This is a genomic window from Rhodococcus sp. G-MC3, from assembly GCF_030063335.1.
GTDB lineage: Bacteria > Actinomycetota > Actinomycetes > Mycobacteriales > Mycobacteriaceae > Rhodococcoides.
Genome location: NZ_JASISW010000002.1, coordinates 280,447 through 300,543, shown reverse-complemented (window position 1 = coordinate 300,543; position 20,097 = coordinate 280,447). Strand labels below are relative to the sequence as shown.

The window sequence follows — 20,097 nt, the reverse complement described above, 5'->3', positions numbered from 1 at the left end:
GTTCGTAGCGCAGGCGTACCATTGCCGCCCGCACGCCCGAGAATTTTTTACAGACGTACACGTCAGGAGCGCAGCATGCCGTCACTGCCACCGAGGCCTTCGCTGCCGTCGCTGCATTCACTGCGCCCGTCGCAGAAGCCGCATGCCACCGGACCCAAGGTCCCGGTTCCGACCGCTCGCGCGATCGTCGACTGCGCTGTCTACGTCGACGGTGTTCGCCTGCACGGCAAGTTCACCCACTCCGCTGCGATCGCGGAGGTGCGCAGACGCGGCGAGGGGTTTGTCTGGCTAGGCCTTCATGCACCCGACGAGGGCCAGATGGACGGAGTCGCCGACAGCTACGGACTGCACGAACTGATGGTCGAGGACGCCGTCCAAGCTCACCAACGCCCGAAGCTCGAACGGTACGACGACGTCGCATTTCTCGTGCTCCGGACGGTCAGTTACGTCGAACACGAATCGGTGTCGACGGCCAACGAGATCGTCGAGAGCGGCGAGATCATGGTGTTCCTCGGCCGCGATTTCGTCATTACCGTCCGCCATGGCGAACATTCGGGACTGTCTGGGGTTCGCCGGTGGCTCGAGGACAATCCGGAACGTCTCGCGCTCGGGCCGTCCGCCGTTCTGCACGCTGTCGCCGACCACGTCGTCGACGAATATCTGGCGGTGACGTCCTCGATCGAACGCGATGTCGACGTCATGGAAGAGGAGGTGTTCTCGCCGAATCATCACGTGCCGATCGAGAACATCTATCTACTCAAGCGCGAGGTGGTCGAACTACGTCGTTCGGTCACTCCCCTCTCGACGCCACTGAGCAACCTGGTTCAGGGCGTGGACACTCCCGTCCCGAAAGCGGTGCGGCGCTATCTCCGCGACGTGCAAGACCATCACACGACCGTCGCGGAACGGGTTGCCGAATTCGACGAAGTGCTCAGCTCGCTCGTCGACGCTGCGCTCGCGAGGGTGACCATGCAGCAGAACATGGACATGAGGAAGATTTCGTCATGGGTCGCCATCGCCGCCGTGCCGACGATGGTGGCCGGCATCTATGGCATGAACTTCGACAACATGCCCGAACTGCATTGGCAGTACGGGTACTACATTGTCGGCGCGATCGTCGCCGTGGTGTGCACCGGATTGTTCGCTACGTTTCGCCGCAATCACTGGCTCTAGAGGTTGACGGCCGACCTGCCGGGGTCACGCACGTCGATGCCTGCTTCCTTCCAGGCGTCGCGCAATGCGTCGGCGCCGCGCAAGCGTACCCACGCAGCTTCGGTTCCGGTGATGGGAACGATTTCGAGAAACTCGACTGGATCGGCCGGCTCGGGTAACGGTAGATCCGAGATCTCGCTCGCCCCGAGCAACACTGCGGTGAAGGGCGAACCTAGCCACAGCGGTTCCCCCAGATCGAGAAGCAGATCTTTGCGTAGTACGACGCCTTCGACCGACGGTGTCGCCGCCAACTTCGCGATGTTCTGCAGGAAAGGTTTGTCGATGCCATCGAACACCCGACTGACGAGCATCAACTCCGCGCGAGGCCCACGGGTTGCATCGGCAATCATTTCGCTGGGGTCCGACATCGGATATCGCGAGCAGCCGAGGGTCGCGAACCTGATGAAGGGATCCTCACGCGGTAAGAACGTCAATACCTCCAGGGATTCGAGCCCCAGGAATGTCACCGAGTAGAGAGTTGGATTTTCGTCCCCGATCGCTGAGATCACATGTGCCCGGACCTCAGAAACGACCCTGTCACTGCCGCTGTCGCTCACGAAGTCCATCCAACACCACCGTTGCCCGGTAGCGTCGTCCGCGTGGTCTCCGTCCTTGCCGTTGCCGACGAAACAATCGAATCCTTGTGGAGTACACAGGTTCGATCACTCGACGTCGATCTGATTCTCGGAGCTGGCGACCTGCCGTTCGACTACCTCGAATATTTGACGGACGCCCTCAATGCCCCGTGCGTGTTCGTGCCGGGCAATCACGACGCCGACCTGACCGGTTATTCCGCAGGCCGCGCGGGCTGGATGCGCGCGGGGCTGCCGAGCACCTGGCCCGGCCCCGTCGGCGCCGTCAACGCCGACCGCAAGATCGTCTCGGCGGCCGGACTACGCATCGCCGGCCTCGGTGGCTCGATCCGCTACAACGGGGGACCGAACCAGTGGACGCAACGTCAACAGCGTCGCCGCTCGCGGTCGCTCACCCGAACCAAGGCCTGGGCCGAACGGGTGCGCGGCGATCAGCGGGGCATCGACATTCTGCTGACGCACAGCCCCCCGCTGGGGATCGGCGACGACACCGACACCGCTCACGTCGGCTTCGACTGCCTCGGTGACGTCGTCCAATCCCTGTCACCGCAGCTGATGCTGCACGGTCACATTCATCCGCACGGGCAGACGCCCGAGGACCTGGAGCTGCACGGAACGGCGATCATCAACACCGTCGGATACACGTTGCTGGAGATCGAACCCACCGGCGGCGCTGGCGAGTCTGCGGCTCCCACGATCCTGAGGCGACGCCATGGCACGTGACACCGGTTTCCCCGCGGCCGATGCAGAAAACGACTTCACCCGCCAACGCAGGCGTGCGGACATCGCTCGCCTGGTGGGATGGCTCCGCCGCCAGCCTGACGACGTCAACACGATCTTGCCGTTCGACGAGGTGGTCGCCGCTCTCGGCAAAGTGGGCGAGCGCCAACTCGGTGTGCAGGTGATTCGCGTCGACTCGATCGTCGGAAGCGTGGACCGCACACGGGACTTCGACCGTTTCTTCAGACCGACGTCGACGCGGATTCGTGAGCGCTGGCAGCGTCTTGCTGCGGCTCAGCGCCGCGGCGAATCCATGCCGCCGATCCAGGTTTATCGCATCGGGTCGATGCACTTCGTTCTCGACGGACACCATCGTGTGTCGATCGCGTTCGCGATGCACCGCACGACGATCGACGCGCTGGTCACCGAGATCATCACACGTATATCGCCGGAGGGAATCAATCGTCGCGGCGACCTCCTGATCAAGGATCACCGCAGAATCTTTCTGTCGAGGGTGCCCCTCGTCGGCAAGGCGCGCGAAGCGGTCACCGTCACCGATCCGTTCCAGTACGCGGAGCTCAGCGAATGCGTCGAGGCGTGGGGATTTCGGCTGATGCAGGAACTGTGTGAGTTCGTCGACCGTGCGACAGTGGCGCGACGCTGGTTCGGCGAGGAGTTTCTGCCGGTCGTTCGAATGGTGCGAGCCGCCGATATTCTCGAGGGTCAGACCGATGCCGAAGCATATCTATGGATGATTCGCGAACGGTATCGCCTGGTGCGCGAACACGTGTGGAACGACGAGATCGTCTCCGAGCTACGCGAACGGGCGAAAACTACACGGCCTCGGTGAAGGTGACGTCGTGCACCGCAGCTGTTGGGTTCGCAAATTTCGACATTCGGCGGCCTTCGGCCGCGACGGCCGCCAAGTGCGCTTTGGACAACTTTCGATAGGGCGTCACCACGACCGTCGACACGTCCTTGTTCACTTGTTGTTTCACCTGGCCTACCACCTGCCCATCAACGAGTACTACGGGCGGGAAGACTCCATTCGGCGTGAACAGCTTCGCGCGCGCTTCCGCCGATATGACACGAGAGCGATCCGCGTGCGAGAGCAGAAGATTGTCGAAGGCCGCGACGATCCGCACCGGGAGCCTGGTGTCGGCGTCGGGACGCGGCGCATCGGGTAGATCGAAGAGCAGTGCGCCGGCCTCGGAGGTGAAGGTGACCAGCTGTGGTCGCAGTCGATCCATCACCTCGCCGAGTCTGGTGAGTCCGGACCACGCCTGCACATCCGCCACCGATGCGGGCCCGAATGCCGTCAGATAGCGGAGCACCATCATCGAATGGGAGGGATTGCGCTCCAGAGCGAGGCCCGTCCACTGCTCTAACGTGCACAGCCGAACATGACCCGATTTTCCCCACACTGCGCGCGGCGGAACCTGGACGAGCGGAAGAAGGTTCCTCGCTGCATGCACGAGGGATGCAGGCGGGACACCGTCGAATGCCTCGGCCAGCACAGGTCCGAGATCGGCGGGAGCCAGAGGCCCTTCGCTCAGAATTTGCCGGGCCCGTGCTGCCACCGCGGCCGCGTCGACGTCGGCCAATGCCCGGCCGTGCAGAGGGTTCTGGGTGAGGTCCCGATCCATGATGGGCTGCACCAATGGTCGCAGGAAGGCCGCATCCTCGGCCGTCACCAGATGCACCGTTCCGCGCATCAGCACGATGCGGACCAGATTCCGGTGTTCGAGCAACGCGGAGAGGCTCTCGGGCCGAAACTTCTCGATCCGCGACCACAAACCGAAGTAGGGCGGGAACGGAGCCTGCGCCTGCATTCCCACCAGATGAGACACCATGTCCTCGGCGGGGAACTCCGCACGCTCGATCAGATGCTGACGCGCGAGAGTGGCGACGCACACAGCACGGTTGGACATCAGTGGTGAGAGGCCGTGTTGCTGCATCGTTGCCTTTCCCGTGCGCCTCGAACCTGATAAGTACTTAGGTGCAGACATCAATTTTTTTGCCTAGTGCGTAATAACGAAATGTAACGAGGTTTTTCTCCATGTCGACGGCGGCCCGCTCGAGCCAGCTCAATCCTGGACCGCTACTGCTTCCCGGACTGTGTTTCGTGGTCATGACTCTCGCGGTGCTGCAAACGATGGTGATCCCGATCGTCGGGACGATCGGAACCCAACTCGACGTCACCACCACCGCTGCCGGCTGGGTTCTGACAGCCAACCTGCTCGCCGCCGTCATCGCGACACCCGTGATCGGACGGCTGGCCGACCTGCACGGAAAACGCCCCGTACTGATGGCGGTACTTGCGCTGGTCCTCGTCGGATCCCTGATCGCTGCACTCACCCACTCTCTTGCATTGCTACTCCTGGGACGCATACTGCAGGGCGTCTCCTACGCACTCTTCCCCATCGCGCTTGCCGTCCTCCGTGACGAGATGCCACCCCGCAAACTCGTCGGGGCCATGGCCATTCTGTCCGGCACTCTGGGAGTCGGCGGTGGCTTCGGACTGGTCCTCACCGGTCTGCTGACCTCAGACGGGGCCGACTACCACCGAGTGTTCTGGCTGACAGCGGCGTTCGTCGCGCTCGCGATGACACTCGGATGGTTCGGGGTTCCGCGGCGTCCGCGCAGCGCCGAGGGCTCGGTCGATTGGTGGGGCGCCATCCTGCTGGCCGCCGCGCTGGTACTGCTGTTCCTCGCGCTCACCCAAGGCCGCTCCTGGGGCTGGGGATCGGCCGCAACGCTCGGGTGCGCCGTCATCGGGGCCGTCGTCCTTGCCCTGTGGTGGATCTTCGAGAACCGCACAGCAGCACCACTCGTCGCCCCGCGCATGCTCACCCACGGTCCGCTCCTGGCGACGAATATTGCCACCCTCTTCGTCGGCATCGGGATGTTCGTCAACTTCCTCGCCTGCTCATACTTCGTGCAAACGCCCCGCGAGGTTGCCGGCTACGGTTTCAGCGCCGACGTTCTCTCCGCCAGCGTCGTCTACCTTCTCCCCGGCGCCGTCGTCGGCGTTGTAGCGGCCACCCTGAGCGGTGGGCTGATCCGGCGCGTCGGTCCGCGTCCTGTCCTGGTGACAGGCGGAATCGTCGGCGTCGTCGGATTCACTGTCTTCGTCTTCTTCCACAACGCCACGTGGCAGGTCATCCTGGCGTCGGCAGTGATCAATGTGTTCGTGTCGCTGGCATTCGCGGCCATCCCGAATCTGCTGATGGCCGAGGTGACCGCGCAGGACACCGGAGTGGCGAACAGCGTCAACTCCATCGTCCGAACCGTCGGAACCTCGATCGCCAGCGCAGTATTGACCACGATGCTTGCCACGTACACGATCGCCGCGACGTCTATCCCACGCGAATCCGTCTACACCGCGGCGTTCATTGTGGGAGCCCTGGCCTGCGCAACAGTGACCTTGTCCGCGTTGGCGATTCGGATCACCCCCGCGCCGACGACTGTGGTGGCCACGTCGCGGCGTGCCGACCCGAGCGGACTCACAGACAACTGTGTGGATGGGGCGCGGATCCGCCCAGGGGAAACTCCAGCTCAGAGCGTGCTGGCAGAGGACTGCTGAGGTTCTGGGAGAAGCCGCCGGCGCTACAGCGTCAGATTGTCACCCGACGCCTGATCGAACACCGAGATCTTGGCCGGATCGAACCACAACTCGACGTCTCCGCCCTCGTGGGCCTTCGATTCTGCTGCCAGACGCGCAACCACCTGAGCGCCACCGGCATCGGTGAGCCCGGACTCGGCTGCGAGTTCCTGCAGTTCCGCCGACTGCACCTTGTCGCCCCTGGACTCGAAGTAGACGTACTTGTCGCTGCCCATCGACTCGAGTACCTCCACCTTGGCAGTGAACGTTGCGCCGCTGAGCTTCTGGTACGAATCGATGAGGCCTGCATCCTCGAAGTGCTCGGGTCTGATGCCGACCACGACATCCTTGCCCGAGTTCTTGTTCGCAATGGCGGCCCGCCGCTCCCGGGGAAGTTCGAACGTCCCGAGGTCGGTCGCAACACCATCGGCCGTCAGAGTTCCCGGCACGAAGTTCATCGACGGCGATCCGATGAAGCCTGCGACGAACAGGTTGCGAGGCTTGTCGTAGAGCTCCTGCGGCGATCCGATTTGCTGAACCAGGCCACCGCGCAACACGACGACGCGGTCGCCGAGTGTCATGGCCTCGGTCTGATCGTGCGTGACATAGACGGTCGTCGTGCCGAGACGCTTCTGCAGCCTCGAGATCTCGGCACGCGTCTGCACGCGCAGCTTGGCGTCGAGGTTGGACAGCGGCTCGTCCATGAGGAACGCCTTGGGCGTACGAACGATGGCTCGGCCCATCGCAACCCGCTGACGCTGACCACCGGAGAGGTTCGCTGGCTTGCGGTCGAGGTGCTGAGTCAGGTCGAGGATCTTCGCCGCCTCTTCGACCTTCTCGTTGATCTCGTTCTTGCTGAGCTTGGCGAGAGTCAACGGGAACGCGATGTTCTGGCGCACCGTCATGTGCGGGTACAGCGCGTAGGACTGGAACACCATGGCGATGTCGCGATCCTTGGGGGCACGCTCGTTGACACGCTCGCCCGCAATGCGCAGTTCCCCGGACGAGATGTCCTCCAGACCGGCGATCATATTGAGCGTCGTGGACTTTCCGCAGCCCGACGGTCCGACGAGAATGATGAACTCGCCGTCCGCGATGGTGATGTCGACATCGCTGACCGCTGCGGCGCCGTCCGGATAGAGCTTGGTTACTTTGTCGAGAACGATTTCGGCCATGACGGTTATCCCTTCACTGCGCCGGACGTCAAGCCCGCCACGATACGTCGTTGGAAGAAGAGCACGAAGATGATGATCGGAATGGTGATGACCACTGCCGCTGCGGCGATCGATCCGGTGGGCTCCTCGAACTGCGAGCTACCGGTGAACTGCGAGATCGCGGCAGGCACCGTGATGGATCGTTCGGTCGCTGTCAACGAGATGGCGAGCAGTAGGTCGTTCCACGCGAAGATGAACACCAGAATCGCGGCGGTGACGATGCCTGGTGCCGCGAGCGGGGCGATGACCTTACGAAATGCCTGGGCCGGTGTTGCGCCGTCCATCTTCGCGGCTTTCTCCAGCTCCCACGGGATCTCACGGAAGAACGCGGAGAGCGTGTAGATGGCGAGCGGCAGGGCGAACGTGATGTACGGGATGATCAGACCCAGCCACGTGTCGAACAGTCCGATCGCACGCTCGATGTCGAACAATGGCGTGACGAGCGAGATCTGCGGGAACATCGCGATGAGCAGCGCCGCGCCGACGAGCGCCTTCTTACCGGGAAATTCGAGCCTGGCAACCGCGTAGGCGGCCATGGTTCCGATTACGACGGCGATGACCGTGGTGATGAGGCCGATACCGATCGAGTTGATCAGCGCCGAGGTGAACTGGTTGGTGGAGAAGATGCCCTTGTAGTTGTCGAACGTGATCGACGTGGGGATGAAGTTGCCGTCCGCGATGGTCGCAGTCGACTTGAACGAGAGGCTGATGATCCAGGCCAGCGGGACGAGCGCGTACAGAAGTACGAGCGCGTTGATGACGGTCCAACCGACCTTCTTGCGGGGCGTCACGGTCGTCATTACTTACGGCCTCCGTCGTCCGAGCCCGGTGCGGATGCACCGAACAACTTGATGAACACGAACGCGATGATCGCAACGCAGAAGAAGATCAGAACGCTGATCGCCGAGCCGAGTCCGAGATTGAATGCACCGAACAGGTTGTCGTAGCCGAGAATCGACACCGAACCGGTGCCGTTGCTGCCCTTGGTCAACACGTAGATGTTGTCGAAGATGCGGAAGGCATCGAGAGTGCGGAACAGCACCGCTACCAGAATCGCCGGCTTCATCAGCGGAATCGTGATGCGCAACAATCGCGTCCATGCACCTGCACCGTCGACCTCCGCTGCCTTGAGCAGATCGTCGGGCACCAGTGCGAGCCCGGCGAGAAGAAGCAGCGCCATGAACGGCGTCGTCTTCCACACCTCGGCGAGTACGACGATCGCGAGCGACGGAAATTGCTCGGTGAGCGGCGCACTCCCGTCGGGCAGCAGGTTGGCGAGGTAACCCGTACCTGGTGTCCACGCGTAGTACCAGCTGTAGGCCGCGGCGACGGTCACGATGCCGTACGGGATGAGCACGACAGTTCGGATCAGACCGCGACCGAAGATGGTGCGGTGCATGATGAGTGCGACCGCGAGGCCGAGCACGAACTCGATGATCACCGAGATGATCGTGATGCCTGCGGTGACCCCGAATGCCGTCCACCAGTAATTGTCGGACAGCACGGTGATGTAGTTGGAGATGCCGACGAATTCACGGTCGTCCGGGAATGCCAGGTTGTACTTCTGCAAGCTGAGCCAGAACGCGTAGATGATCGGGTATCCGGTGACGGCCACCATCATGATCGCCGCGGGTGCGATCAACATCAGACCGAGCCTGCGTTCGGCCTTCTTGCCGTCGGAGACGTTCTTCAGTATTGCTTGTTTGTCCACTGTCTCGGTCCGAGTCGTTTCACTCATGGAATCAGCCCTTCGGAATTGACTGCCTTGGAGACGAGATCGGCGAGCTTGTCCACATCTGCCACCGGATCGATGTTCTGAGGTGGATTGAGAGCGTCGGCGAGAAGTATCGAAATACTCTGGTAAGCCGGGGAAACCGGTCGGACCGCGGCATTCTCGATCGAGTCGAGCACGCCCTCCCATGCTGGGTACACAGCCTGAAATTCGGGGTCCTGGTAGAGCTGCTTCAGGACTGGGGGCACGCCGCCGTCGACTGCGTTGTTGCGCTGATTCTGCTCGTTGGTGAGGCAGGCGACGGCTTCCCATGCCAAATCCTCGTGCTCAGTGGTCTTGGCGACCCCGATGTTGAATCCGCCGATCGTGACCTTGGCGGGCTTGTCTGGGTCCACCGCCGGGTACGGAGCGCTGCGGAACACCTCGGCGATCTTTGCATCCTGTTGATCGGCGGGCACATTGGTCAGGTCGAGGAACGGGACGGCACCTGCTGCCGCGTTCTCCTTGATGCCTGGAAGCACGAAGGGGTAGTTGACCTGGAACGCGGAGGTGCCCGCTTCCATACCCAAACGCGCGGTCGCCTCGTCGGTCTGCGAGATCGAGGGATCGCGGCCATCAGCGGTAGCGACCCGCTTCATGATCTCGAGCGTCTTCTCGGTTGCGGCACGGTGTTCCGGGGTGTCGTTGAGCGCGACGGTCGTACCGTCCTCACCGACGACTGCGCCGCCCGCACTGACGAGAAGGCTGTTGAACCACACCATCAGACCTTCGTACTGCTTGGCCTGAACTCCGATGTACGCGGGTTTGCCCTCGGCAGCATTGGATTCGGCCATGTCGATCATCTCGGTCCACGTCTGCGGCGGCTGGCCTCCGGGAACTTCGTCGGGGCGATACCACAGAAGCTGCGTGTTCGAGTTCAGCGGAACGGCGTAGAGCTGGTCCTGCCATTCGGCTGTCGCCAGTGGACCTTCGAGAGTGGAACCGTCCTTCAGCTTGGCGACGAGATCGTCCGGGACCGGCAACGCCCATCCTGCTTCGGCGAACTCGGCTGTCCACACGACGTCGAGCGTCATCAAATCGAGTGAATTGTCGTTACCCGCCAAACGCCGCGCGAGCTGCAGGCGCTGATCGTTGGCGCTCTTGGGGAGAGTTCTCTGTTCGACCTTGTATCGGCCACCCGATGCCGCCGAACACGCATCGGCCGCTGCCGCATACTGTTCGGCGCCGTCCGCTGCGGTGTAAAAACTCAACACCGGCGCGGCGCTGTCGGACGATCCGCAGGCCGCCAGCAACGGACTGGCGACCAGTGCCACCGCGGCCAACACGCCTATCCTGGTTGCGTTTGCCGGCCTCGGACCTCGTTGTCTCGGCACTTTCAGCCTCCGTATTTTCGATTACCTGTGTAGGGCCCCTTCTACTACTGCCCTACACGTCAAGAAACGTAACCGAACTACACGGACCAATGGGGATATTGGGACTATTCCGTAATCAATACCGATCAGATCGACAATTTTGCGAGCATGTCGCGAGCGGTTTCTGCGCTTTTCGGCTCGCAGAGAACGTCGTAGCGGCCCGCAACCAACTGCATGCTCGACGCGAAATCGCGCTGCCCGCGGGTGGCCGCGTACGGGATCGCCGTGGAGATCAGCCCGAAGATGATGCCACCGATGATGCCGATGATCAGTGCGCCGAGGATGTTTCCGTTGGTGAAGATGCCGAGCACGAGACCGAGGAACAATCCCAGCCACGCTCCCGAAACCACGCCGCCGCCAATAACTTTGGCCCACGTCAGTCGTCCGAGGACACGTTCTACCTGCATGAGGTCTACGCCGACGATGGTGACATCTTGAACCGAGAACTCTTGATCGGAAAGGTAGTCGACCGCCTTCTGCGCCTCGGCATACGTTGGGTAGGAGCCTATCGGCCAGCCGGACGGCGGCGTCGGGAGACCCTGGCCGCCGCGGCCGGGCTGCGAAAGTGGATTCGTCATTTCCCCATTGTGCCTGGCTCAGCCCCTGTTGGGAACGAACAACCCGCCGAGAGCGTCATTGTGTTTGGTCACTACGCAGCAAGCCTGCCGCCCGACCCTTCCCCGATATCACCAACGCCATCTTGCGACTTGCCTCGTCGATCATCTCTTCGCCGAGCATTACCGCGCCTCGGCCACCACCGGACTCGGAGGTGTGAAACTCGTAGGCCTCGAGAATCTGTTCGGCTTTGTCGAAATCTGCTTGGCGCGGACTGAAAATTTCGTTGGCCGCATCGATCTGCGTCGGGTGCAGCACCCACTTACCGTCGAACCCGAGCCCGGCCGTGCGCCCCGCGGCCCGGCGGAACGCATCGAGATCGCGAATCTGAAGGTAGGGACCGTCGATTGCCTGCAGACCGTGCGTACGTGCCGCGAGCAGAATCGTCATCAGTATGTGGTGGTAGGCGTCTCCGGTGTCGTACCCCTCCGGTTGCTCCCCGACCACGAGCGTGCGCATATTGACGCTCGCCATCATGTCCGCCGGCCCGAAGACGAGACTTTGCACGCGCGGGCTCGCCGTTGCGATCTCGTCGATGTTGCGCAGGCTCCGCGCACTCTCTATCTGTGGTTCGATTCCGATGGCCCCGATGGGAAGCCCGCTGATCTTCTCGACCTGTGTCAGTAAGAGATCGAGCGCCTGCACGTGCGAGGCGTCCTCGACTTTCGGGAGCAGAATCGCGTCCAGGTTCGCGCCTGCGCCACCGACCACATCGATCACGTCGCCGTGCGTCCAGGGCGTCGTCCAGTCGTTGACACGCACTACCTTGAGCTTGTCTCCCCACCCGCCGGAGTTGAGTGCCGACACGATTCGGCCGCGGGCCTCGGCCTTCGCGATCGGCGCTACTGCGTCCTCGAGATCGAGGAAGATCGCATCGGCGTCGAGTCCCTTCGCCTTCTCGATCATTTTGTCGGAACTGCCGGGAACGGCCAGTACCGATCGGCGAGGACGGGCGTGATCCACCGAACTCATGAGGTCCTTACTGCTTGTCGATTGTTTGGTTGGTACTTCGACGCTCTAACCTTGCCATCATGGCAGCTCTGAGCAAGGTATTCGCGGCCAGGCTCGCAGGTCTGGTCGTACTCGGCCCCGACGGCGAATCCATCGGTCGCGTGCGTGACGTCGTGGTCACCATGCGGATCGGTCGCGCCCAGCCGCGAGTGCTCGGCATCGTGGTCGAACTTGCCACGCGCAGAAGAATTTTCGTGCCGATGCTGCGCGTCACCAGCATCGAGCCCAACTCCGTGCAGTTGACCACCGGAAACGTCAGTCTCCGTCGATTCTCGCAGCGCGCCAACGAAATCCTGGTGTTCGCGCAGATCCTCGATTCCAAGGTGCGCGTCGACGATCCCGAACTCGAAGAGCTGCACGAGACCGATTCGATCGTGGTAGACCTCGGCATCGAGCTGACTCGAACGAGGGACTGGCTCGTTGCTCGCGTCGCGGTTCGCCGTCAGCGCGGCAGGCTCGCACGCCGCGGGGCCATCCATGTCATCGACTGGCAGCACGTGCAAGGTCTCACGCAGAACGAGCTCTCGATGCCGGGCCAGGGCGTCGCGCAACTGTTGATGCAGTTCGAGGACCTCCGCGCCGCGGACGTCGCCAACGCCATGCGCGAACTGCCCGTCAAACGACGGATGGAAGTTGCACTGGCCCTCGACGACGAGCGCCTCGCCGACATCGTTCAGGAACTTCCCGACGACGATCAGGTCGAGATGATGCACTACCTGGGCGTCGAGCGCGGTGCCGATGTGCTCGAAGCGATGGATCCCGACGACGCCGCGGACCTACTGGGCGAGCTGCCCGAACCCGAGGCCGAGTCACTGCTTCGCCTCATGGACCCGGAAGACTCGGCGCCGGTTCGCCGGTTGCTCGAGCACTCCCCCGATACAGCCGGTGGTCTGATGACGACCGAGCCCGTGGTTCTCAATGCCTCGACTACCGTCGCCGAGGCATTGGCACGTGTCCGCAACCCCGATCTGACGCCCGCTTTGTCGTCACTGGTGTTCGTCGTGCGACCGCCCACCGCGACGCCGACGGGCGCCTATCTCGGGTGTGTCCACTTGCAGCAACTACTCCGCGAACCGCCCGCGAGCCTGGTCGGAGGCATCATGGACAAACAACTTCCGCGGCTCGGTCCCGACGACAGCCTGACGGCTGTCACACGATATTTCGCAACGTACAACCTCGTGTGTGGCCCCGTGGTCGACGACGAGGATCATCTGGTCGGCGCGGTCACCGTCGACGACGTCCTCGATCATCTTCTCCCGGAGGACTGGCGAGATCAGGAGGTGGCAGGACAGTGAAGGACACAGCACGGCAGCGCATGGACACCCCGCAGGGATCCCGCCTGTTCAATTTCCACCTCGATGTCGACCTCGGCAAGTCGGGCGAGCGTGCGGCCCGGTTCCTCGGCACCGGCCGCTACCTGGCCATCCAAACGATGATCGTCATCGTCTGGATCTTCATCAACGTCACAGTCGTCGCTCTGCGGTGGGACCCCTACCCCTTCATCCTGCTGAACCTCGCGTTCTCGACCCAGGCTGCCTACGCAGCCCCGCTGATCCTGCTCGCGCAGAATCGTCAGGACGACCGTGACCGGGTCTCGCTGGAGGAGGATCGCTCCCGCGCACAGCAGACCAAAGCGGACACCGAGTTCCTGGCACGCGAACTGGCATCGCTTCGTATCGCGGTCGGCGAGGTCGCGACGCGCGATTACCTGCGCCGCGAGCTGGAGGAAATTCGAGAGTTGCTGGAACAGGCGACCGGACAGACCTCGACGCCGTCGAAGAAGTCACGAAAGAAGTCACGTCCGGCCCCCGTCGACGATTTCGAGGAATCCGAACCTGATCCGGATACCAAAATGTAACGTGTGCCACATGCGGCCAAGGCGACGGGCAGGAGTGCCACTCCTGGTATCCACCGTCGTCGTCACGGGTATTGCCGCCGCCGTGGCCGCGGCATCCCTACCGGCACAGTCATCGGTACCCGCGCAGCCATCGGCTGTCGTGCTGGCCCAACCCGCGCCTCTGCCGTCGTCGATGACCATCCCCGGTCTCGCGACCCCGGTGGAGACGCCTCCGCAGACGTTCAACACTGCCGCACCCGAGCCCGTACCCGAGCCCGCGACGCAGGAACCGGTTGTCCCGGTCGAGATCCCCACCCCTGTAATCGGCTCGCTCGGAATTCCCGAATCCGTGCTCGCCGCCTACCGGGCAGCCGAGTCTGCGATGGCCGAGCAGTCCCCGGCGTGCGGCCTGCCGTGGAACCTGCTCGCCGGGATCGGTCGAATCGAATCCGGGCACGCGCACGGCGGCCAGGTCGACGCCGCCGGTACGGCGGCGCCGATCCTCGGACCCGTCCTCGACGGCCATCTCGCCGGCAACACTGTGATTCGCGACACCGACGCCGGAAATCACGACGGCGATGCCGACCACGACCGAGCCGTCGGGCCGATGCAGTTCATTCCCGGCACGTGGGCGAAGTACGCATCGGACGGCAACGACGATGGGATCTTCGAGCCCAACAACATTTACGACGCCACGCTCGCTGCCGGAAAGTACCTGTGCTCCGGAGGGCTCGATTTGCGCGATCCGGCCGCCGAGAGCGCGGCAGTGTTTCGCTACAACAATTCTCCCGCCTACGTGGCCGACGTCCTGGCGTGGTCGGCCGCGTACGGTCGCGGCGCGCAAGCAGTGACCGATGCGCCGGTGACGGCGGTGAGCGCTCCCGTCAACGGCGCACCTACACCCGAACCACGGTCTCCCTCGAACACACCGTCTCCCTCGAACACACCGTCTCCTTCGAATACACCGTCTCCTTCGAATACACCGACGACACCTCCCATGCCACCCTTCGTGCTGCCGTCGCTGCCACCTTTGCCGTGCGTGATTTTCTGTCCCTCGGCACCGCCCGCGTAGCGCAAGGTCGGTTTGGATAACAGCCCGGTAACGGAAGCGTCTCGAATCAGGTACCCTCGACTCCGGTTCTAGTACGGAGGCCTCCAGATGTGGGGGCAACAGGAGGTATCAAGGCGTGGGACGTCACAGAAAAGCATCGAATTCCAAAGTTCGCCGGAACTCGGTGATCGCTCTGACCGGCCTCATCCCCGCTGGGCTCGTCACCGCAGCCACAAGCGCAGGCGCGACCGAGTACATCCCGTTCATGAACGCCGGTTCCACCACGCAGGCAGCCGATACAGTCGTCGAAACGCCGGAACCCATCGCGGACCAGACCGACGCGCAACCCGTCGCCGCCGCCGAGGCGCCTCTCGCCCAAGCAGCGCCCATCCCCGCGCCCGAGATTGCACCGACACCCGAGCTTCCGACGAACCTGGCAGCAAGCCCCATTGCAATTCCAACCGTCAACGTCGCCGCATACAAGAACGCCGAGAAGCTCCTCGCCGTGGCCCAGCCACAATGCGGGATCAGTTGGACCCTCATTGCGGGTATCGGCCGAGTCGAGTCCACCCATGCCAACAACGGCAAGGCCGACGACCTGGGCAAGCTCTTGGAACCCATTCTCGGGCCCCGGCTCGACGGCAGTCTCGCGGGCAACAACGTCATCGCCGACACCGACGGCGGAGCTCTCGACGGCGATCCGAACTTCGATCGCGCGGTCGGCCCTATGCAGTTCCTGCCCGAGACCTGGAATCGCTATCACGCCGACGGCAACGGCGACGGACTATCCGATCCGCAGAACTTGTACGACGCAGCACTGACCACCGGCGACTACTTGTGCGACGGCGGCCTGAACCTTCGCGACCTCGGACAGACCACGAAAGCAATCCTGCGCTACAACAACTCGATGGCCTACGTCGCCAACGTCCTCGCGTGGTCGACGGGTTACGCCACCGGAATCGTCCCCACCTCCGACGAGCTCCCACGTATTCACTAACATGACGCCCATGGCAGTACTGACGGAATCCGACGTTCGAAGCGCGCTCTCGAAGGTCATCGATCCGGAAATTCGTAAACCGATCACCGACCTCGGCATGGTCAAAGGCGTCACCATCGGGGACGGCGGCTCGGTCGACGTCGGGATCTACCTCACCACCTCGGGCTGCCCGATGAAGACCGAGATCAGCGACCGCGTCACCAAGGCCGTCGCCGACGTCCCCGGCGTCGGCACCATCACCGTCGAACTCGACGTCATGAACGACGAGCAGCGCACCGAGCTACGGAAGTCGCTGCGCGGCGATTCGGCAGAACCGATCATCCCATTCGCTCAACCCGGTTCGCTGACGCGTGTGTACGCCGTCGCGTCAGGCAAAGGCGGCGTCGGAAAATCCTCCGTCACCGTCAACCTCGCCGCATCGCTTGCTGCGCGCGGCCTTTCGGTAGGCGTGCTCGACGCCGATATCTACGGCCACTCGGTGCCCCGCATGCTCGGCAACGACGCCAAACCCACTCAGGTCGAGAAGATGATCATGCCGCCGCAGGCGTACGGCGTGAAGTTCATCTCGATTGCGCAGTTCACCACCGGCAATACACCGGTTGTCTGGCGCGGACCGATGCTGCACCGCGCGCTGCAGCAGTTCCTCGCGGACGTGTTCTGGGGCGATCTGGATGTGTTGCTACTCGACCTCCCACCAGGCACCGGTGACATCGCCATCTCGGTGGCACAGCTCATTCCCAGCGCCGAAATTCTCGTCGTCACCACTCCACAGCAGGCGGCGGCCGAGGTTGCCGAACGCGCAGGCGCCATCGCATTGCAGACCCGTCAGCGCATCGCCGGTGTCGTGGAGAACATGTCCTGGCTCGAACTGCCTGACGGAACCCGCATGGACATCTTCGGATCCGGTGGCGGACAAGACGTCTCGGATCGCCTGACCAAGGCCGTCGGCGCCAAAGTCCCTCTGCTGGGCCAGATTCCGCTGGACACCGCAGTGCGCGAGGGCGGAGATGCGGGCACGCCCATCGTGCTGACACACCCGGAAACTCCGGCTGCCCAAGCGCTGGAATCGGTTGCGAAGAAGCTCGCCGTACGTGAGCGAGGACTCGTCGGAATGTCGTTGAGCATAGATTCCTCGAGAAAATGATTGGTTCCACCAGAAAGTAGCGGTACCACCCGAACGTAAGTGTGTCGAGGGTTGGAGTCTTATGATTTGCCAAGAATCCAGTCCTCGATAGAGAGTGTCCTGCATGAAGAAGCCGCAACGGAGCAGGCCGGTACTCGTACCGATCGTGCTCGCACTGTTCGTCACCTTGCTGGGAGCGCTGCTCGGGCCTGGGGTCGCGTCCGCGCAACCAACCCCGTCCGGTCAGAACTACTCGATCGCAACCGATACAACGTTCGCTCCCTTCGAATTTCAGGACGAGTCCGGCAAACTCGTCGGAATCGACATGGATCTGCTGGCGGCGATCGCTGCTGACCAAGGCTTCACCTACGACGTCGAGCAGGTCGGATTCGACACCGCGCTGCAGGGCGTCACAAGTGGCCAGTTCAACGGCATGATCGCGGGAATGTCCATCACGGACGCACGCAAGGCGACATTCGATTTCTCGGAACCGTACTTCGACTCCGGCGTCCAGATGGCAATCCTGGACAGCAACAACGACATCGAAGGCTACGAGGACTTGCGCGGCAAGTCCGTGGCCGTCAAGAACGGCACCGAGGGTGCAACGTTCGCGACATCGATCGCCGACCAGTACGGCTTCACAATCCGCAGTTTCGACGACTCGGCGACGATGTTCGAGGAGGTCAAGACCGGCAACTCGGCCGCGGCGTTCGAGGACTACCCAGTGCTGGCCTACGGCATCAAGCAGGGCAATGGGTTCAAGACCGTGACCGACAAGGAGTCGGGTGCCAGCTATGGTTTCGCCGTCGCCAAGGGCACCAACGCTCAGCTGCTCGAGCAGTTCAATACGGGACTCGAAAATCTCCGTGCAAACGGCCAGTACGACGAGATCCTGAATACCTACCTCAGCGCGGACGCCTCGACATCCGACAACTCGATCCCCGGTCTGATCGCGAGCAGCTGGCAGTTGCTCCTCAAAGGTCTCTGGCTGACGATCGTTCTGACGGTCATCTCCATCGCGATCGCACTGATTCTCGGTGCGATCTTCGGCTTGTTTCGGGTCTCGACCAACATCGTCCTTCGCGGCATCGGCACCACCTACGTAGACATTTTCCGCGGCACACCGCTTCTGGTACAGGCCTTCTTCATCTACTTCGGCGTTCCGGCGGCGCTCGGCTTCCAGATGGGCGCATTCACCGCAGGCATCATCACGCTCTCGCTCAACGCGGGCGCTTACATGGCCGAGATCGTCCGCGGCGGCATCCTCGCCGTCGACAAGGGCCAGATGGAAGCGTCGCGGAGCCTCGGCATCAGCTACCTCAAGTCGATGCGTCGCGTCGTGATGCCACAGGCTATTCGCACGATGATTCCGTCATACATCAATCAGTTCGTCATCACGCTCAAGGACACGTCACTGTTGTCGGTCATCGGCATCGCCGAGCTGACCCAGACCGGCCGCCTCATCATCGCTCGCAACTTCGAGTCGTTCAACATGTGGCTGATCATCGGCGTCATGTACTTCATCATCATCATGGCTCTCACCAAGCTGTCGAACCGGCTCGAGAAGAGGATCAACAAGTGAGCAGTCAACCAGTGAACACTTCGGTCAAGATTTCGATCAAGGCGCTCGAAAAGGCTTTTGGCGACAACACTGTCTTGAAGGGCATCGACGCCGAGGTCGCCAACGGTGAGGTCGTCTGCGTGATCGGGCCGTCGGGCAGCGGCAAGAGCACGTTCCTGCGGTGTCTGAACAAGCTGGAGGACATCACTGCCGGGCACGTCGTCGTCGACGGCATGGACCTGACCGACAAAACCGTCGATCTGGACAAGGTGCGTCAGAACATCGGAATGGTGTTCCAGCACTTCAACTTGTTCCCGCACATGAGTGCGATCGAGAACGTCATGCTCGCGCCGGTAGAGACCAAGAAGATGTCGAAGTCTCAGGCCAAGGAAACCGCAGTGAAGCTGCTCGAGCAAGTCGGACTGTCCGATCGCGCGAACTACAAGCCCGCCAACCTGTCCGGTGGACAAAAGCAGCGCGTAGCTATCGCTCGGGCGCTCGCGATGAGCCCGTCGATCATGCTGTTCGACGAGGCCACTTCTGCGCTCGATCCCGAGATGGTCGGGGAGGTGCTCCAGGTGCTGCGCGATCTCGCCAAGGGCGGTATGACGATGGTCGTCGTGACGCACGAGATGGGCTTCGCCCGCGAAGTGGCGGACCGCGTCATCTTCATGGCCGAGGGCGTCATCGTCGAAGAGGGAACGCCGGAGCAGATCTTCGGGAACCCGCAGAACTCGCGGACTCAGGATTTCTTGAACAAGGTGCTCTAGCTCGCCCCCCCAACTTCAGCATGAATGGACCATCGCAACGGCTAGACAGTTGCGATGGTCCATTCATGCGTTCGGGGGCATCGGCATCAATGGCCCATAGCAAGGGTTAGACGGTTGCGATGGTCCATTCATGCGGGAAAAATACGGCCTACGTCGCGTCCGAATCGATCGGCGGCGTCTGGCCCGACGGAAGAGCGGTGTCCGACGGCTTCTTCTCCATCGACGGCTTCTTCTCCATCGACGGCTTCTGGACGGTGGGGCCACCCTCATTCTGCTTCTTCGTGTCGAAGTTGCCGGTGAAGATGGAGTCGTCGCCGTCGAGAAGGTGCTTGGTGATGACCGCGCGCGGAGTCATACCGCGCAGCTGGTTGAGATCGGCCAGCGGCTTACGCAGGTCCTCGAAATCGGTACCGAGCTCGTCCTTGAGTTGCTGGCTCGCGCCGTTGGCGTACTCCTTGACCTGACGGATCGACTTGGTGACCCAGGTGATGGCGCCGGGAAGGCGGTCGGGCCCGAGGATGACGAGTGCTGCTACCAGAAGAATGACGAGTTCTCCCCAGCCAATGTTGCCGAACACGTGCCTCAGCCTACTTCGGAAGTCCGGGAACCGGCGGTGCAAGTACTCGCAGCGCGCTCCGGAAGGTT

At 62.6% G+C, this 20,097-nt stretch carries 20 protein-coding genes; 11 read left to right on the top strand and 9 right to left on the bottom strand.

Annotation, left to right across the window (positions count from 1 at the left end):
* Positions 1-75 precede the first annotated feature (75 nt).
* Positions 76-1,173 (top strand): magnesium and cobalt transport protein CorA, encoded by a 1,098-nt coding sequence (locus tag QMK17_RS03305; RefSeq protein ID WP_283506992.1) that lies wholly within the window; start codon positions 76-78, stop codon positions 1,171-1,173.
* Here the strand turns inward: QMK17_RS03305 and QMK17_RS03300 are convergent.
* A complete protein-coding gene (locus QMK17_RS03300; protein WP_283506991.1) occupies positions 1,170-1,778 on the bottom strand; it encodes a suppressor of fused domain protein in 609 nt (202 codons plus the stop codon). The two genes, QMK17_RS03305 and QMK17_RS03300, sit on opposite strands and share 4 nt — an antisense overlap.
* Before the next feature lie 33 nt (positions 1,779-1,811).
* Here QMK17_RS03300 and QMK17_RS03295 point away from each other — a divergent pair, with 33 nt between their 5' ends.
* Complete coding sequence (locus QMK17_RS03295) at positions 1,812-2,528, top strand: metallophosphoesterase family protein (protein ID WP_283506990.1); 717 nt, start codon at positions 1,812-1,814, stop codon at positions 2,526-2,528.
* Positions 2,518-3,375, top strand: a complete 858-nt coding sequence (locus tag QMK17_RS03290) for a chromosome partitioning protein ParB (protein WP_283506989.1) — start codon at positions 2,518-2,520, stop codon at positions 3,373-3,375. Before QMK17_RS03295 ends, QMK17_RS03290 begins: the two co-directional genes overlap by 11 nt.
* Here the strand turns inward: QMK17_RS03290 and QMK17_RS03285 are convergent.
* On the bottom strand, positions 3,359-4,483 hold the full coding sequence (locus QMK17_RS03285) for a winged helix DNA-binding domain-containing protein (RefSeq protein ID WP_283506988.1): 1,125 nt from the start codon (positions 4,481-4,483) through the stop codon (positions 3,359-3,361). The genes QMK17_RS03290 and QMK17_RS03285 overlap by 17 nt on opposite strands.
* A gap of 101 nt (positions 4,484-4,584) precedes the next feature.
* On the opposite strand from QMK17_RS03285, the gene QMK17_RS03280 reads away from it, so the two are divergent.
* Entirely contained in the window at positions 4,585-6,111 is a 1,527-nt protein-coding gene (locus QMK17_RS03280) for an MFS transporter (RefSeq protein WP_283506987.1), read from the top strand.
* Between the two features lie 23 nt (positions 6,112-6,134).
* Here QMK17_RS03280 and QMK17_RS03275 read toward each other — a convergent pair whose 3' ends face one another.
* The 6 genes from QMK17_RS03275 to QMK17_RS03250 form a co-directional block, all read right to left on the bottom strand.
* A complete protein-coding gene (locus QMK17_RS03275) occupies positions 6,135-7,304 on the bottom strand; it encodes an ABC transporter ATP-binding protein (RefSeq protein ID WP_283506986.1) in 1,170 nt (389 codons plus the stop codon).
* Between the two features lie 5 nt (positions 7,305-7,309).
* A complete protein-coding gene (locus QMK17_RS03270) occupies positions 7,310-8,143 on the bottom strand; it encodes a carbohydrate ABC transporter permease (protein WP_283506985.1) in 834 nt (277 codons plus the stop codon).
* The gene (locus tag QMK17_RS03265; protein WP_283506984.1) at positions 8,143-9,081 is read right to left on the bottom strand and encodes a carbohydrate ABC transporter permease; all 939 of its coding nucleotides are present in this window, start codon (positions 9,079-9,081) and stop codon (positions 8,143-8,145) included. The genes QMK17_RS03270 and QMK17_RS03265 overlap by 1 nt, the downstream gene beginning before the upstream one ends.
* Entirely contained in the window at positions 9,078-10,400 is a 1,323-nt protein-coding gene (locus QMK17_RS03260) for an extracellular solute-binding protein (RefSeq protein ID WP_336620119.1), read from the bottom strand. The genes QMK17_RS03265 and QMK17_RS03260 overlap by 4 nt, the downstream gene beginning before the upstream one ends.
* Before the next feature lie 173 nt (positions 10,401-10,573).
* Positions 10,574-11,065: a general stress protein gene (locus QMK17_RS03255; RefSeq protein WP_283506982.1), complete on the bottom strand. Its 492-nt coding sequence runs from the start codon at positions 11,063-11,065 to the stop codon at positions 10,574-10,576.
* Between the two features lie 55 nt (positions 11,066-11,120).
* A complete protein-coding gene (locus QMK17_RS03250; RefSeq protein WP_283506981.1) occupies positions 11,121-12,074 on the bottom strand; it encodes an HpcH/HpaI aldolase/citrate lyase family protein in 954 nt (317 codons plus the stop codon).
* Positions 12,075-12,133: 59 nt separating this feature from the next.
* On the opposite strand from QMK17_RS03250, the gene QMK17_RS03245 reads away from it, so the two are divergent.
* From QMK17_RS03245 to QMK17_RS03215, 7 genes are all read left to right on the top strand, one after another.
* Complete coding sequence (locus tag QMK17_RS03245; protein ID WP_283506980.1) at positions 12,134-13,408, top strand: magnesium transporter MgtE N-terminal domain-containing protein; 1,275 nt, start codon at positions 12,134-12,136, stop codon at positions 13,406-13,408.
* Positions 13,409-13,428: 20 nt separating this feature from the next.
* A complete protein-coding gene (locus QMK17_RS03240) occupies positions 13,429-13,971 on the top strand; it encodes a DUF1003 domain-containing protein (RefSeq protein WP_283507041.1) in 543 nt (180 codons plus the stop codon).
* 10 nt (positions 13,972-13,981) lie between these two features.
* A complete protein-coding gene (locus QMK17_RS03235) occupies positions 13,982-15,022 on the top strand; it encodes a lytic transglycosylase domain-containing protein (RefSeq protein ID WP_283506979.1) in 1,041 nt (346 codons plus the stop codon).
* A 115-nt stretch (positions 15,023-15,137) separates the two neighbouring features.
* Complete coding sequence (locus tag QMK17_RS03230) at positions 15,138-15,998, top strand: lytic transglycosylase domain-containing protein (protein WP_283506978.1); 861 nt, start codon at positions 15,138-15,140, stop codon at positions 15,996-15,998.
* Positions 15,999-16,008: 10 nt separating this feature from the next.
* The gene (locus QMK17_RS03225) at positions 16,009-17,142 is read left to right on the top strand and encodes an Mrp/NBP35 family ATP-binding protein (protein ID WP_283506977.1); all 1,134 of its coding nucleotides are present in this window, start codon (positions 16,009-16,011) and stop codon (positions 17,140-17,142) included.
* 103 nt (positions 17,143-17,245) lie between these two features.
* Positions 17,246-18,703 (top strand): amino acid ABC transporter substrate-binding protein/permease, encoded by a 1,458-nt coding sequence (locus QMK17_RS03220; protein WP_283506976.1) that lies wholly within the window; start codon positions 17,246-17,248, stop codon positions 18,701-18,703.
* Positions 18,700-19,452, top strand: a complete 753-nt coding sequence (locus tag QMK17_RS03215) for an amino acid ABC transporter ATP-binding protein (RefSeq protein ID WP_283506975.1) — start codon at positions 18,700-18,702, stop codon at positions 19,450-19,452. The genes QMK17_RS03220 and QMK17_RS03215 overlap by 4 nt, the downstream gene beginning before the upstream one ends.
* 148 nt (positions 19,453-19,600) lie before the next feature.
* Here QMK17_RS03215 and tatB read toward each other — a convergent pair whose 3' ends face one another.
* Positions 19,601-20,029 (bottom strand): Sec-independent protein translocase protein TatB, encoded by a 429-nt coding sequence (gene tatB, locus QMK17_RS03210; RefSeq protein WP_283506974.1) that lies wholly within the window; start codon positions 20,027-20,029, stop codon positions 19,601-19,603.
* Positions 20,030-20,097 lie beyond the last annotated feature (68 nt).